The 16160-nt window shown below is 34.8% G+C and carries 15 protein-coding genes; 1 reads left to right on the forward strand and 14 read right to left on the reverse strand.

The window, feature by feature from the left end; all coding sequences use genetic code 11:
* The 14 genes from AC6CHK_RS00005 to AC6CHK_RS00070 form a co-directional block, all read right to left on the reverse strand.
* A partial coding sequence (locus AC6CHK_RS00005) for a hypothetical protein (protein WP_498092346.1) occupies positions 1-525 on the reverse strand: 525 nt, incomplete at its 3' end.
* Positions 526-529: 4 nt separating this feature from the next.
* Positions 530-1393 (reverse strand): dTDP-4-dehydrorhamnose reductase, encoded by an 864-nt coding sequence (gene rfbD / locus AC6CHK_RS00010; RefSeq protein ID WP_498092348.1) that lies wholly within the window; start codon positions 1391-1393, stop codon positions 530-532.
* Positions 1393-1878 (reverse strand): acyl-CoA thioesterase, encoded by a 486-nt coding sequence (locus AC6CHK_RS00015; protein WP_498092350.1) that lies wholly within the window; start codon positions 1876-1878, stop codon positions 1393-1395. Before AC6CHK_RS00015 ends, rfbD begins: the two co-directional genes overlap by 1 nt.
* Before the next feature lie 73 nt (positions 1879-1951).
* Positions 1952-2452, reverse strand: coding sequence for an OmpH/Skp family outer membrane protein (locus tag AC6CHK_RS00020; protein ID WP_498092352.1), 501 nt, complete (start codon positions 2450-2452; stop codon positions 1952-1954).
* 76 nt (positions 2453-2528) lie between these two features.
* The gene (locus AC6CHK_RS00025) at positions 2529-3077 is read right to left on the reverse strand and encodes an OmpH/Skp family outer membrane protein (protein WP_498092354.1); all 549 of its coding nucleotides are present in this window, start codon (positions 3075-3077) and stop codon (positions 2529-2531) included.
* 4 nt (positions 3078-3081) lie between these two features.
* The gene (gene bamA / locus AC6CHK_RS00030) at positions 3082-5619 is read right to left on the reverse strand and encodes an outer membrane protein assembly factor BamA (protein WP_498092356.1); all 2538 of its coding nucleotides are present in this window, start codon (positions 5617-5619) and stop codon (positions 3082-3084) included.
* A 27-nt stretch (positions 5620-5646) separates the two neighbouring features.
* A complete protein-coding gene (gene uppS, locus AC6CHK_RS00035; RefSeq protein ID WP_498092358.1) occupies positions 5647-6396 on the reverse strand; it encodes an undecaprenyl pyrophosphate synthase in 750 nt (249 codons plus the stop codon).
* Positions 6397-6403: 7 nt separating this feature from the next.
* Positions 6404-7297: a type IX secretion system protein PorG gene (porG, locus tag AC6CHK_RS00040; RefSeq protein WP_498092360.1), complete on the reverse strand. Its 894-nt coding sequence runs from the start codon at positions 7295-7297 to the stop codon at positions 6404-6406.
* A 212-nt stretch (positions 7298-7509) separates the two neighbouring features.
* Positions 7510-10005 carry an exopolysaccharide transport family protein gene (locus AC6CHK_RS00045; protein ID WP_498092362.1) on the reverse strand — a complete coding sequence of 832 codons (2496 nt, stop codon included), beginning with the start codon at positions 10003-10005 and terminating at the stop codon, positions 7510-7512.
* A gap of 2 nt (positions 10006-10007) precedes the next feature.
* Positions 10008-10871, reverse strand: coding sequence for a polysaccharide biosynthesis/export family protein (locus tag AC6CHK_RS00050; RefSeq protein ID WP_498092364.1), 864 nt, complete (start codon positions 10869-10871; stop codon positions 10008-10010).
* A 30-nt stretch (positions 10872-10901) separates the two neighbouring features.
* On the reverse strand, positions 10902-12032 hold the full coding sequence (locus AC6CHK_RS00055) for a glycosyltransferase family 4 protein (RefSeq protein ID WP_498092366.1): 1131 nt from the start codon (positions 12030-12032) through the stop codon (positions 10902-10904).
* Between the two features lie 106 nt (positions 12033-12138).
* A complete protein-coding gene (locus tag AC6CHK_RS00060) occupies positions 12139-13140 on the reverse strand; it encodes a glycosyltransferase family 2 protein (protein WP_498092368.1) in 1002 nt (333 codons plus the stop codon).
* Positions 13141-13143: 3 nt separating this feature from the next.
* Positions 13144-14214 carry a formimidoylglutamase gene (locus tag AC6CHK_RS00065; protein ID WP_498092369.1) on the reverse strand — a complete coding sequence of 357 codons (1071 nt, stop codon included), beginning with the start codon at positions 14212-14214 and terminating at the stop codon, positions 13144-13146.
* Between the two features lie 120 nt (positions 14215-14334).
* Entirely contained in the window at positions 14335-15420 is a 1086-nt protein-coding gene (locus AC6CHK_RS00070; RefSeq protein ID WP_498092371.1) for a glycoside hydrolase family protein, read from the reverse strand.
* A 221-nt stretch (positions 15421-15641) separates the two neighbouring features.
* Between AC6CHK_RS00070 and AC6CHK_RS00075 the strand changes: the two genes are divergently transcribed.
* Complete coding sequence (locus AC6CHK_RS00075; protein ID WP_498092373.1) at positions 15642-16121, forward strand: hypothetical protein; 480 nt, start codon at positions 15642-15644, stop codon at positions 16119-16121.
* The last annotated feature ends 39 nt before the right edge of the window (positions 16122-16160 follow it).

A 16160-nucleotide genomic window follows, 5' to 3' on the forward strand; every position in this document is an offset into this window, starting at 1 on the left:
GGTGTCTTTTTTAATTTTTATGGTTGATCCTAAAAGCTTTTTCGTGGAAATTGTATACACTTCGCCTGTGAGAAGCTTCAGTTCGAGAAAAGTTCTCGGGGAAAGTATATAATCTTTTCTGTTGATGCTTATTTTCTGGTCCTTTGGTGCAGATGCAAACAAATACAAGTTTCCTTCAGGAGTGGAAAAGTTTTCTTTTTGCAAATAATATAGATTCAACTTGTAATGTGAAGGATCAAAATGAGCAGGATTTCCGTCTATGCTTTCAAAGGGTTTCAGAGAAAATGCGTTGGCTCCTATTTCTTTTGCCTTTTTATAGATTCTAGAAAAAATCGCAGCATCGTCTTTTGAAAATCCCTGAATTTCAATTTCGCCCAGATATTCTGCAGCATCTATTTCTTCTTTTATATTGTAAAGAAATTTATCTGTGTTATCGTTTGTTTTTTCAACTTTAGTTAAGTATACATTTTGTGCGAACGTTAATTGCGCCAAAAAAACTAAAAGTGTAATTCCTAAATTTTTCATTGATTTAATTTTTAGTAAGAATATTTACACATTCTTCAAGGCTGTTTTCCCAGTGTTTTGGCTCAATATGATACACTTTTTCAATTTTATCTAAACACATTGTGCTTCTTTTCGGTCTTTTTGCAGGAGTTGGATATTGCTCGGTCGTCAGTGAATTTAGTTTAATTGATGAATCTGAAAATTTCGCTATTTTTTCAGCAAAATCAAGCCAAGTCGTTTCGGGATAATTAGAAAAATGAAAAACACCAAATGTTTTTTCCGAAGCTTCAATAATTTCCATAATCGCTTCGGCAAGATCATTTGCATTGGTCGGCTGTCCAAACTGATCGCCAACAATACCTAATTCATCTTTTTGCGAAAATAAGTTCAACATCGTTTTCACAAAATTTCTATTAAATTCAGAATACAACCAAGATGTTCTTAAAATAATAGTTTTAGGATTTATTTCTAATGCAAGTTCTTCACCTTTTAATTTTGATTCTCCATAAACACCAATCGGATTTGTAAAGTCATCTTCGGAATAATCTAAATTGGTTTCACCGTCAAAAACATAATCTGTCGAAATATGAATCAAGACTGTTTTCTGTTCTGCACAAGCCTGAGCAAGATATCCAACTCCGTCAGCGTTGACAGCAAATGCTTTTTCTTTTTCCTTTTCCGCTAAATCTACAGCCGTGTAAGCCGAAGCGTTGATACAAAAATGGGGATTGTTTTCTTCAAAAAAACTATTTACCTGATCTTCGTTTGTAATATCCAAGGTTTGGGAATCCGTAAAAACAAATTCATAATCGAGCTCAAAAGCCGGTGCTATTTTTCTGATACAATTGCCTAATTGTCCGTTGCTTCCTATTACTACAATTTTCTGCATTATGAATTTTTTGCGTTTTGAGATCTTAAAAATTTAACTCTTGGCTGAAAGTCTTTCTGTTCTAAATCTACATAGAATTTATGGAATATTTCCCTAACGTCTTCGGGATGAACTTCGGATTTCCTTGATTTAACATTAAAATATATTACAGTGACCCACAAAACGGCATGCACCGTTCTTTCGTCAAGACTTTTCATAAGGATTTCAACCTTTGCTGTTCTATCCTGAATTTCTATGGTTTTGCTGCTGATAACGACTTGCGTATTATACCTTACTTCTTTTAAATAAGCAATCTCATTCTGAATCGCAATCCAAGTGCAGCCCGTCTTTTTCGTATATTCTTCGTAAGTAAAGCCATAAAATGTTTCGACATGATCTTCTCTGGCGTTGAACATATAATCAAGATATTTTACATTGTTCAGATGCCCGATCGGATCGCAATCACTGAATCTGACTTTTACCGTGGTTGAGACTTCTTTTTCCATAGCGCAAAAATAAAAAAACCGCCTCTAATAGAGACGGTTATTTTTATAAATCTTTGTGTAATTATTTCAATTATTAAAGACCTAATTCTTTTTTCACAGCTGGAGTAGCATCCGGACCGCCTTTGTAAACAAGACCTGTAGAGTTTGCATCCATAATGTAATCGTAACCGTTTGCTTTTGCAACTTTAGTTACAACATCCATCAATTTTTTCTCGATTGGTTCGAAAAGTAAATCTTGTCTAGCCACTGCATCTTTCTGCATTTTTTCCTGCATTTGAGCAATCTCTTCCTGCAACTTTTGCATTTCTTCAACTCTAGCTTTGTTTTCAGCTTCTGTTTTCTTAGGAGCTTCCTGGTTGTAAAGGTTATATTTTGCCTGAGCTGCATCAGCCTTTTTCTTTATTTCTGCTTGCTTTCCATCCACAAAAGTTTTCAATTCTGTATCTGCCTTTTTCTTTTCAGGCATAGCATTAAGAATGCTTACAACATCCAAAGTAGCAATTTTTTGAGCTTTTGCCACACCTACAGACACAAACATCATTACTGCTGCAAATAATACACTTAATTTTTTCATAACGGGTAATAAATAATTAATTTTGTTTTTAGATTTTAAATTTAGGTAAAAGTTAATTCCGAAAAAATTAATTTTACTATTTTTTACTATTTTTCTTTTCTTTTTCTGTGGTTCCCTTCAATAAAACATCCAATACTTTATCGGTATAATCATATCTTTTCTGAAGAAAAATCACATTGACATTGTTGCTTTTATCAAGAACTATGCCCAATCCATTTTTCTCGGACATTGTTTTTATGGCATTCCAGATCTGATCCTGAAACGGCTGAACCAAATTGGCTCTCAGCTGGCTGATCTCGCCGGTGCTTCCGAATCTTAAACTTGTAGTGGTTTTGATATTTTTTTCCAAATCCATTACTTCCTTTTCTCTCAGCTTTAACTGATCTCCAACCAAAAGAACTCTTTCGTTCTCAAAGGCCGATCTTTTTTTATCAAACTCAGACTGTAAACTCTGAAGTTCTTTTTCCCAGGTGTCAATCTGAGAATTGAGTCTTGCTTCCGCTTCTTTATATTGAGGCATCATATCCAAAATATAATCTGTGTCGACAACGCCAATTTTCTGTGCGTTGCAAAACCCAAAAAGCAAAATAGCTAAAAATGTGAAAAGTATTTTAAAATTCTTCATATTGTTATAAAGATTGATTCATTAAGAAGTGTGTCTTCCAGCCTGAAGGCTCTGTTCCAAGAACAGTTTTATCAAATCCGTAAGCAAAATCAAATCCGATCAAACCAAATGCTCCCATGTAAACTCTCACCCCAACACCAACTGATCTTTTCAGCTGGAAAGGATTATATTTTCCCCAAGTATTCCAAACGTTACCACCTTCTGCAAAAGTAAGCGCATAAATTTTGGCAGTCTGATTCAATGATATCGGATATCTTAATTCTAACGTAAATCTGTTGTAAATAGTACCTCCTCCTTTCTGGGTAATATCATCGATAGTTCCTCCATATGTAGAAGCATTTTCATAACCTCTCAACGGAATCAATTCTCTACCATCAAATCTTCCTCCGAAAAGTCCTGTACCTCCTACATAAAATCTTTCAAATGGCGGTGCACCCAACTCTTTGTTGTATCCATCCATGAAGCCCATTTCAGCAGAAGATCTTAAAACCAATTTACCGGCAATCTCGTTGTAAACGTCTGCTTTAAATTTGATCTTATAGAATTCCATCCACTTATATTTCTCTGTCGGAGACTGTGTGGAGTAATCTTTATTGCTAAATAATGAATAAGGCGGAGTAAATTTACCTGACAATTCAATATTGGATCCCATTGTTGGGAAAATTGGATCTATACCAGCAGAATTTCGACTTAAACCAATATTTAAACTTAAGTTATTGGCGTTTCCATAATATTCTGTTGTATCTCCAAACTCAAAAGGATAATTACTAAAATTATATTTCTGATACTGAATCCCTGTATATAAAGAGAAATAATCATCCGGCCATTTTAGCAATCTGTTTAAACCAACCGTTGCCGAGAAAATATTTAATCTCTGATCCGGCCCGCTTATCTGGCTGTAATTTACTCTTGAATTATTTAAACTTACTGAAAGTGCAGTTGGTTTTGTTCCAAATAACCACGGTTCAACAAATGAAATGCCATAATTCTGGAAGTATTGTCCTGCCTGTGCCTGAATAGATAATGTCTGTCCGTCACCTTGAGGAACCGGTCTGAAATCTTTAAACTTAAGGAAATTCTTTAACGAGAAATTATTAAACGTAAGTCCCAAAGTTCCGATAAAGCTGTTACCACCGTAACCTGCCTGTAATTGAACCTGAGAAGAACCTTTTTCAACCAATGTCCAATTGATATCAACGGTATTATCCTGCTGATTTGGATTGATTTCCTGACCAATTTGCTGAGGATCAAAGAATGTCATAGAAGCAAGATCAAAATAAGTTCTTTTGATTTCCGTTTTCTTAAACAATTCTCCGGGTTTTGTTCTTAAAGCTCTTAAAATAACGTGGTCATGGGTTGTTGTATTTCCTTCCCAAGTTACCTTATTCCAGGTTGCCTGCTCACCTTCGGTAATTCTGATTTCAAGGTTAATTTTGTCTCCGTCAACCGATTTCTCAACAGGTGTTATGTTAGAAAACAGGTAACCGTTGTTCATATAAAGCGATCTCAAATCGGAGTCATCCTCTTTTCCTCCGTCTTCACCTACTTTTTTGTTGAATCCTACCGCATCATAAATGTCTCCGGTTTTATAACCTAAAAGCCTTTGAAGATATTCTGTAGGATATACTGTATTTCCGGTAAAGGTAACATTACCGATGTAATATTTTTTACCTTCGCTCAGTTTTACATTTATTTCGTAATTATTTTTTTTGTTTCTCCACACAGAATCAGAAACGATTTTGGCATCTCTATAGCCTAAAGAATTATAATAATTGATAAGACTTTGTTTATCTTCCTGATATTTTTCTTCAATGAATTTTGAGGATTTTAAAATCCCTCCAATACCGAATCTTTTCTGTTTCGTTTCTTTAAAAGCTTTTTTTCTAAGCTTGGCATCAGTCACACTCTCGTTTCCTTCAAACTCGATATGGCTGATTTTCACTCTTTTGCCTTTGTCTACATTGATCGTCCAGTCAACGAGATTCGGGTCGCCGGCGTTTACTTTATCTTCAATGGTGATTTTAGCATCAGCAAAGCCTTTTTTCACATAATCTTTAGGGATATTTGTTTTAAGGCTTGAGATAAGATTTTGGGTAATTTTTGTTCCGGGCTTTAAGTTATTGTCTTTTGCAAGCTTTTCGTTTTTAGATTTGCCGATCCCTTTTCCGACGAATTTTACTTCGCCAAGATCTTTTAAATCTTCAAGATAAAACTTTAAAACAACAGTTTTACCTTCAATGCTTTGAATGTAAACTTCCACCTCAGAGAAAGACTGCGTATCCCAAAGTTTTTTGATGGCGTTGCTTATTTTCTGCCCCGGAATATCTACTTCTTCACCTTTAGATAGACCCGTAAATCTTAAGATTTGCGCCGGTGTATATTTTTTTACCCCATCAACAACAATGTCTTTCAGAGTGTAAGTTCCTGTTTGATTTTCTGCTAAGACAGAGGTATCAACCTTTGTGCTGTCTTGCGGAGTCACCTGTCCATAAAAATGTGCAGAAGCAGCAAACATAATGATGGGTAATAGTCTAAACTTCATGTTATCGTAATCTTTCTTTTCTTAAATTTACTGGATTTGTATTTGTTCGCCCGTAAGGCCGTATCTTCTTTCCTTGTTTTGATAATCTACAATACACTGAAAAAAGATGTCTTTTGTGAAATCTGGCCACAGAACATTTAAAAACTGCAATTCTGCATAAGCAATCTGCCAGAGAAGAAAATTGCTGATTCTTATCTCACCACTGGTTCTGATGAGCAAATCGACAGGTGGAAAATCTTTTGTATAGAGATAATTCTCAAATAATTTTTCATCAATATTTTCTACATCTATTTTTCCTTCTTTCACGTCGGAACTGATGTTTTTCACTGCATTCAATATTTCGTTTTGGGAGCCGTAGCTTATTGCCAAAACCAAATTTCCTTTTGTGTTTTGTTTTGTTAAATCTACAACTTTTAAAAGCTGTTCTTTCACCAAAGTTGGTAGTTTTTCTATATTTCCTATCACATGCATCCTCAATCCTTTGCTAAAAATCTCTTCTGCTTCCAGTAGCAGAGTTTCGGTAAGCAAGGTCATCAGCGTATTAACTTCGTCGGTCGGGCGCTTCCAGTTTTCTGAGGAAAATGTATAAAGTGTAAGATAAGGGATATCGATCTCGTTACACGCATTAATAGCATTTCTTACTGCATTAATGGCATTTTTGTGACCAAACGTTCTTTCTTCACCACGAGATTTGGCCCATCTTCCGTTACCATCCATAATGATGGCGACATGTTTTGGCAAATTCTCGGATTTTATTTTTTCTTTAATCAACGACATAATTTAATTAATCACAATAACATGGCGGTCTTCCGAAAGAATAGGTCAATCCTAAACTAAAGGTATTCATCCAATCTTTCGATCTTAGATCACCAACATTTCTTTCATTAATGAATGCTTTTTCCCTTTCTTTAGAAACTATGTAATAATCTCCTGTTTCCAATAGTGAACCTCCTGTTGATGGGCTCAAGATATCTGCATTATAATTTGAAACAACATCTTTTGAAAGTATTTTGCTGTGGTCTAGCTGATCAGTCAATGCATATCTGAATGTAGCTTCTGCAAATATTGCCCATCCGTGATTGAACTTATATTTTAAACCAACTCCAAACGGAATGTGTACCACTGTTTTTGTACCCATTGAGTATTCTGTTGTGGTAGTAAAATCAAGCTCATCAACAGGAGCCTGCGCCACACCGTCTGAATTTCTTTTAAAATCATGATTCAATGTAGCTTTTGGTGCATCAAACATTAAACCTCCAAGACCTGCAAAAATATATGGACTCACCATACTTACCTGCTCATTATTAACAGGGAAAAAGTTGTATTCAAAGAGTAAACTTGCCTCGTATACATTGTTTTTTCCAAATGAGTTTCTATTTCTTCTATATTCTTCTTTAGCTGCTTTGTCACTGAACTGAACCTGATTATACCCTAAATCTAATCTTACAGTCTGATGAGGATTAAAATTAAATCTATACAATAAACCACCATAAAAAGGAAATCCCCATTCTGAAGCTCTATCCAAATCCAATGGCTGCTGCAAAATGTAATTGGTTTTTCCTATATCACCAACAAGATTACTCATCCCCAAGCGAACTCCCAATTCATTTCTTTGTGCTTTAATGCTTACCACAGTTCCTAAAAGGGTAAGGAAGCTAAACAATAATTTTTTATTCATAGAAGAATATGGATTTATGGTTATTTTAAAATTTAATTTTTGCAAATATAAAACATTTTTATATTAATGATAATCTTAATGTTTAGTTAAAAATAAACAAAAAAACATAATTTGTTATAAAGTAAACGACAAAGTGGCAAAAATATTCTTTTTTTAACACATTCTATATTATTTGAAAACAGCAAAACCCCGCTAGCAGGGGCTTGGCTATGTTAATCTTTATTAAACAGTCCCTTTATAAAGTTTCTAACCTTTATCAGCAATGGCTCTTTATAATTTTTGTCTTCATCAAAGTAACCGTAACCGTAACCATAACCGTAGCCGTAACCATATCCATAACCATATCCTTGTTTTACTACATAATCGTTATAAATAAATCCTAGATTTTTTATTTCTCCATTATGATACTTTTCAGTGATCATTTTGAGCATATATTTTTCTGTATATTCATGGCGTACCACATACAGATTGGCATCAGAATGCTTCATAAGCTCATAAGAATCTGCAACCAAACCAACAGGTGGAGAATCTATAATAATAAAGTCATATCTGGTCTTAAGCTCTTCAATAAACTTAATGTTTTTTTCACTCATCAAAAGCTCGGAAGGGTTTGGCGGAATAGGCCCCGATGTTGCCACATCAAGATTTGGTATTTTTGTCTTGTTGATAATTTCGTCAATAGAAACTTCTCCTGTAAGATAGTTTGAAATTCCGTTTTTATTATCAATGTTAAAATCTCCAAAAATCTTAGGTTTTCTTAAATCCATTCCCAAAAGAATAGTTTTCTTATCACTTAAGCCCAAAACTGAAGCTAAATTGATCGAAACATATGTTTTCCCTTCTCCCCCAACAGATGAAGTAACCAATAAAACTTTGCTTTCATTATCTTCTTTGGCTAAAAATCTTACATTGGCTCGAATGCCTCTAAAAGCTTCTGATACAGAAGATTTCGGATGCTCTAAAACCGTCAGCATATTTTCGTTGCTGTTATTACCAATCACTCCCAATAGCGGGATTTTGGTTGCGCTTAGAAGCTCTTTAATGCTGCGGATTTTGTTGTCTAACAAGCCTGCACCCAGAATAAAAATAAATGGTAAAGTCAGCAAACCGCCTATAATTGCCATTTTAGTCCCTTTCACATTGGGACCAATCGGGGGTTGTCCCAGATTTTTTGCCGGGTCGATAACGGTAATATCAGATTGATTGGTTGCCAGCCTCATTTTGCTATCGTTCTGCCTGTTGAGCAGACTGTTGTAGGTGGCTTCAATCATATTATAACCTCTTTCGGCATCCAAATATTTTCTTTGCTTTTCAGGATATGATGATAAGTCTGAAGTAGCTTCACTGATCTCCCGATCAATCTTGTTAATTTCGTCGGTATAAACCGTATAAACATTTCTTAAAGAGCCTGATGAATTTGTTTTTGCTTCACTTATCAGCCTGTTTATTTCTTTCATCGGCTCCGAATTCGGCGTATAAATGGAGGCTAATTCTCTTCTTTTTAAATATAAAGCTTTCAATTCTGAAACCGTTGCTGAAAAAAGCCCATCATCAAAGCCTGCAGCAGATGTGCTTATCATTTTGTCGAAGTTTTGAGTTTCAACAGAATTTCTGATGTTATTCAGTGAATTCAGTTTACTTAAGATATCCGCTTTTTTGGTTTCGAGTTCTTTTATTCTTAGTAAAGACTTTTCATCGCGGTCTTTGATATCGTAAAGCTTTTCTGAAGTCTTCAGATAATTGAGAACTGCACCGCTAGAATCTAACTTTTTTCTGATACTTGCTAAGCTTTCTCTTAAATATTCTTCAGTATTTTTATCTACTGTATTTTTATCCATAAACCGCTTCTTTTGCAGCTGATCTACAGATTTATTTAAAAAATTAACTGTGCTGTTAAGATTATACCCTGTTTTAGTAATAATCATTATGGAATTGATTTCCTTATCGAAATCTACACCTATGGTAGCAATAATGCCGTTTACAGCATCATTTACAGTACTAAGTTTCACCACAATATTGTCAAGCTCTATTTTTGTAGCAACAGGATTTGGAACCAGTCTAAATCTCAAATTGGGCGAAGTATACCATTCATTAACCTTAATAATTTTATTTACTGGTCTGGAAAAATTTGCAATGCTTTTAAAGCCTTCAAATTCGTAACTGTACAAATTTGTTGATTCTCCTTCTTCAGGCAAAACAACCTCAAAAGTATTTCCTGCTTTAGGAATTAAAGTGATCGGATAATTAACCTGCTGAAGGTGTTTTTTATCTACTTCTAAAAATACAGGCGAATCATCTTTGTCGAGATAAGTAGATTTTATGGCCCCTTTTGTATGATAATTTACAAAAAGATTCAGTTCTTTTACCAAAAATTCATTGTGAGATCTTGATAAAAGCATTTTTTTAAGATAAACCCCGTCCTGATTACCACTTTGTCCCCAAATAAAATTGATCGACTGATTGGGTGTAAAATAACTTGATGTATTATTTGAAATGCTTAAAGAAAGGTTTGAGGCATAAATATTCTGAGCATAATACTTCTCATAAAACCATGAAATGCCAAATCCAATGAAAAACATCAGAACAAACCAATACCAGTTTTTTAAAAGTCTTCTTAAAAAATATTCTACATCAAAAAGCGCAAAAGACCCGAATTTATCTTTCTGCGCTGCATTTTTATCTACAGCAGTATCTTTTCCTGGAATCATAATTAAAGGTTTTTAAGAAGTAGATAGATTGATAATGCCGTTGTAATAACCGACACACTGCTGATAATTGTCTGTACCGGATCTTTTCCGAAGCCATTTAAGCTTCTTCTTTGTGTCGTAAGGAAAATTTCGTCTCCGTTTTGCACATAATAATATGGTGAATTCATCACATCTTCGCGTGTAAGATCTATTTTTGCTTTTTTTATGCCTTCCGGATATTTCCTGTGGATTACAATATTTTTTCTATCAATAGTTCTGTTGAGTCCGCCATTGATTGCAATAGCTTCGGTAAGCGTCAAGGTATTTTTATGAGCCGTTTTTTCTCCTGTAAGACCTGTCGACTCGATATCTCCCAAAATATAGTAGGTGATACCATCTGTGTTGAGCCTTACTTCAGCTTTTCCTTCCTGAAAATTTTCGTTTACCTTATCCTGAATTTCTTTGCTTACTTCTTCAATAGTTCTTCCTTCAGCCTTTATGTAGCCAATCCCAAAAACGTGTATATCGCCTTTAGAATCAACCCTTAAACCGTTAAAATAAAACATTCTGTTTCCTCCTGAAACTGCATTAGTTCCATTGCCAGCATTCGTAAGAGGATTTAATCCAGCTCCGGAATTTGCACCACCGGAAGTATTTAATGATGAATAAAACTGTGCGGCATCTCCTTTTGGAGTTGTCACAATATTCAGATTGAAAACATCATTTCTTGTAATTCTGTAAACAGGGATATTATAAGGGATTAAACCTTCTTCATTAATGACAAGGCTTTCGCTGGGCTGCATATATTTCACATCTTTTGTAGTGATACAGGAAGTAAGTAATGAGGGTAATATTAATAACAGTAAATATTTATAGATTTTCATCATAATTTAAATGTAGTTTGCAAAAATAGAAATTTAATTATTATTTTTTAATTTATTATTTCTGAATAAATATATAATATCCGGAAGATAAGCCCCGAAAAAACCCAAAAGCAATACCGTCAGCAGCAGCAGATTAACGTTTATATGTCTTAAAAAATAAGCTACAGCTATGATAAACAGATAATAAGTTATGATATAAAAACTGGATCTTCTGTGTGTCAAATCAAGCTTTAAAAGTTTATGATGAATATGATTTTTGTCTGCTTCAAAAGGAGATTTTTTGTTCCAAAGTCTCACCAAGATTACATTTAAAGTATCAACAATAGGTAAAATGAGGATAGCAACGGCAATCACCGGAGCAGATTGCAGATGATATCTTGGAACATTCCAAAGTGCTCTGTCTATAAAAATATCTATAAAGCAGATACAAGTAAATGCAAGTAAAAACCCAAGCAGCATAGAACCTGTGTCACCCATAAATATTTTTGTGACTCTGTAATTGGATAAATTATAATATAAAAAAGCCAGAACGGTCCCAATAATGATAACAGATAAAATCACCAAAGGATAATTGTATTCGCCTAAACGATAATAGCTGATTCCGAAAAGCGCACTGGAAATCAATGAATATCCGCCTGCCAAACCATCAATCCCGTCAATCAGATTAAAGGCATTAATCAAGATAATAAATGTGATGATACTGAAAATCACACTTATTAAATAGTTAATTTCATAAATTCCAAAAATCCCGAAAAGGCTTCTTATTCTGATGTCGGATCCTATCACAATCAATGTAGAAACCAGGATCTGAGCGATCAGCTTTTTGTAAGCCCGCATCACCACAATATCATCCATCACGCCTACATAAAGCAAAATAATCAATGAGGCGAACAAAAATTTGTACAAATCAAAAAGCTCATACGCAAAAATGGAAGCACAAATACCAATCGAATAGAAAATAGCAATACCGCCAAGATTTGGGATTTTTCTGAGATGAGAACTTCTCACTCCCGGCTCATCCATAAGATTTTTTCTTCTGGAAATTTTAATAATAGTTGGGATTGAGAAAAATGTAATCAGGAAGGAGAATAGGAAGCCAAAGCCTACTTTCACGTAAAAAATAGAAATTCCCCAGTCATGTAAGAACAATTCAAAATTTTTCATTTTTTTTCTTTTAAAGTACTTTGCTGTTGCCTGAAAGTACCATAAAGTAATAGTATTCTTATTACCAGACAGTTACCTGCCAATAATTTTTATACTCTATTTGTGTTTAAATTAACTTTCTTATCAGTTTTTTCTGTCCGGCAAAAAAAAGTAGATAAAATATCTTTTTCTTCAAGGGCAAAGATAAAAGATAATTTTTACCAAAACGACTGTATGTCAAGATATCTTTAATTTTAATATTTCTTTCACATCTGAATACATCAAGATCGCGCGACATTTTGTAAAATAATTCTTCATTTTTTACAAACGCGAGATAAGCCAAAAAGGAATAAACGCCTTCCAAAATCTGAAAGCTTTTCAGTTCTTTTAATTTTGATAAATATTGAGAATTTTTAAAGGCAGTTTCCACATCTTCAACTGCTTTCAGAATATCAAGTCCTTTTTCGGTATGTGTTTTTGAGATTGAATCTTGGCGTTCCAGATATTGATAATGATAATTTTGAGTTTGCGCCAAAGTTTTACATTCGAGTAAAAGCTGCGGAATCAGCTGAATATCCTCAAAATGAATCCCTTTTTTAAATCTTTTTCCCCTAAAAAGCTCTTTTTTAAACAATTTGTTGCAGGCAAAATAACTTAAATCCGCAAAAACCGAGAAATTTTCTTCAAGATCAATCTTTGCAGGCATATTCGGAATCTGCGTCAGCTTCTGTGTTACATTTCCTTCTTCATCAACTTTTTGAATGTTGCAGATCACCATTTCGGCGTCATGTTCTTCGGCAAGATTCAGCATTTCTTCAAACATGGTTTCAGAAACATGATCGTCGCTGTCTACAAAACCTAAATAATCACCTTTTGCATGATCGATACCAAAATTCCTGGCGTCGCTCAAACCGCCGTTTTCTTTGTGAAAAGCTTTGATTTTGTGTGGGAATTTCAGAACATAATCTGCAATTATTTTTTCCGAATTGTCTTTGCTTCCGTCATTTACCAACAAAATTTCAATATTCGGATACGTTTGATTCACCAAAGAATCAAGGCACTTTGCCAGATAATTTTCTACATTATAAACCGGAACAATGATTGAAACTTTTGGGGAAACGTTTGTCATCTTTTATATTTTCGTCAGCCTTGCATTCAGCCAGCCTTTTTTGGCCTCATCAAAATCTTTTCTTGAACACGGAATGCAGTTTTCTATATTTTCGTCATCTCCAAAATACCAAAGATTGCTGAATGTATCACGCTTAAAAGCATGCTGTTTGTCATCGACCAAAACATAATACACTTCATAATGTCTTTCTTTCGGATGAGATTTCTGAATGTTGATTCCTTCGATCAGATACCAGATCATTTGCGCCAGAAGCTGGTGATTAAGCTGATTTTCAGAATAGATATTATAATTAAAAATTCCTACAGATTTCAGGTTTTCGCTTAAGCCGATTTCCTTCATGTAAGCACAGATTTCTCTTCGGTTGAGGCCATTTACCTGCGGATTGATTGAAAAAGCATCGCTGAAACTTTCAACAGCATCACAATTCACTGTTACCAAATCTGCTTTTCTGAAAAAAGGTTCAGTCTTTTCGGTCGAGTTCATCATTTCAGCCAAACGTACGATGTCAAATTCCACTTCTTTGATGAGCTTTACAGAATCTGCTTCGTTCAGATGTTTCTGATAACCTAAATGATGATAATTTTTTATCGATAAATTTTTTGAGCCTAAAATCTTGCTTAAAAAAGTATGTTCGTTGATATTTTCACCTTGTTTTAGCGAAATAATATTGCTGATTTGTGTATAACTGATATTTTTATGATGGAAGTTTAATCCTGAAAACAGCGAAAAAGCAAAATCATTTGAGCCTCCAACAATCACCGGAATTGCTCTTTTGTAATGACATGCCGACAAAATTTCCTGAAGAATATAATGCGAATCTTCCACCGATTTTCCTGAAACCAAATTTCCAAGATCCACCACCGGAATCTCGAAATCAAGCTTTGCAAGCTTATAAAATTCTTTTCTGATCGCCGTAAAATCCTGAACTTCAGCGTCACCGTTTGCGCCTCTGTAATCTGAAACAAAAAGCAGAACAATGCTGTCTTCTTTTATTTCTTTGGTCATTGTATTCCCGATCTGCCAGCTTTCGGTTTTGAAATTTCTTGGTGAAATGATAAAATCTTCAAAGTTCATTATCTAAATATGCTTAATAAGATTCAAAAATATTAAAATTAAATCATTAAGCAGTCGTTCGGGCCGGATTTTAGAAGCAGCCTTACAATTTAGTTACCATTAAAATGCGGAAATTCAAAGTTATTTGTTTAAAATCTCAAAAGCAAAAGCGGTAGAAGTTTCAGATTTCCCGCCTTGCGTGGCTCCGAATAAAAATTGAGGCTTCGTTCCATCTTTACTCATCAAAATCATTGGGCGCTCCAATCTTCCAAAACGTTTCAAATGCTTCGGCGGATTGGGCTCATCAATATAACTTTGCATATTGAGATAAGCGATTTCCGGCTTTGTCCAGCGAAGCCCGTCTTTTGAAGTTAAATGCAAACCATATTCGTGGTTAAAAAATCCCATGTCACGCGCTACCATGTGAAACTTACCTTTTTGTTTCCAGATAAAAGCATCTTCCAGCTGAGCATTGTTGGGCATTGCGGAAAAATCAATAACCGGGTTTTCAGTCACTTTTTTGTAAGGTCCCAGCGGAGAATCTGCTTTTGCCAATCCGTACTTTCGGTTTCCTCGCACGGTTCCTTTTTGAGTTTCGTATTCTTCGGTATTCCAGGATTTATAAAACAGCCAATATTTTCCGTCACTCCCTTTTACAAAAGCAGGATTTGTTGTGCAATGATCGTCCCAAGCACCTTTTTCTCCGGGAAGAAGCAATGGCTGTTCGGGTCTTTTCCAATCTCCGTCAAGGCTTTTTGAAGTTGCCAATCCTATTCTTTTGGTATTTGTCTTGCCGTTCGAATTTCCCATGAAGAATAAATAATAATCATCTTCCACTTTGGTAATCAAAGGATTGTGACAAGTTGTAGCATCCCAAAATTCACCTCCTCTCGGACTAAAAATAACCTGCTTGTGTTGGAATTCTTCAAAAGGAGAATCTGCTTCTGCACGGCAGATTTCTGAACCCCTGATCCATCCGCTCATTCCTTTTTCCTTTTTCCATCTGGAATAAAAAAGATGAACCCTTCCGTCTTCGCCCCAAATCGGAGAACTGCACCAGATATAATAATCTTCCAAAGAAAATGTACGTCCGACCGGTTTTAGCTTAAAATAAGGCTTATCTGAAAAATCGAATGACCGTGTAAATGATGACCCAAAAACCACAGCCGCAATTCCTAAAGCTGAAGTTTTTAAAAAATCTTTGCGCGTATATTTTGATTGGCTCATTTCAATTGATTTTCAGCTAATTTAGAAGAAATACAAACAAATAGTGTCCTGCACTTTAGGGTTTTTAATTTAATTAAGTTCTGATATAAAGACATTCCTAAAGTTGCATCAACAATTTTAATACTATTTCATTCAAAATATTGAAAAATTTAAAACAGATCATCCAATTACATACTTTTATTCATTACTTTTGAATTACAAACAAATTAAATTCACAAACGATGAGTTCAAAAAATCAAATCAGTATAGAAATTCCTCAAACTGTAATTGCAGAGGTGAATCAAAAATTACAAGATTGCAGAACGCTGCTTGCCCCTTACCTTCAAGGTCTTACTTCCGCAGACAGGGAAACTCTTTTTAAGATGGGGGACAAAACAGTGGCTACCGTTCAGAAAGTAAAAAGCTACATAGATACCAACCCCGAATTTATCCCAAATTATATGGATAAAGCTGAATTCTTAAAAGACGAAGCGGTGGTAACAAGCCTCAATCCGTTGGGCAATTTGGCAACACAGCTCGCAACAGATATAGGAGACACCGTAATACTTGCCGGCAGTGAAGCTATAACCTCTGCATTGTTCTATTACGGGTCTGTAAAAGAAGCTGCCAGCAAAGGTGTTGCCACAGCAAAGCCTATTTACGAAGACCTTAGTCAAAGATTTGTAAGAAAAAGCTATAAGAAAACTCCTAAAGCCGAGTAATTAATTCTTTCCTATTATTAAAACGACCCTTTTAGGCTC

The sequence above is a fragment of the Chryseobacterium sp. GQ58 genome (assembly GCF_059758895.1).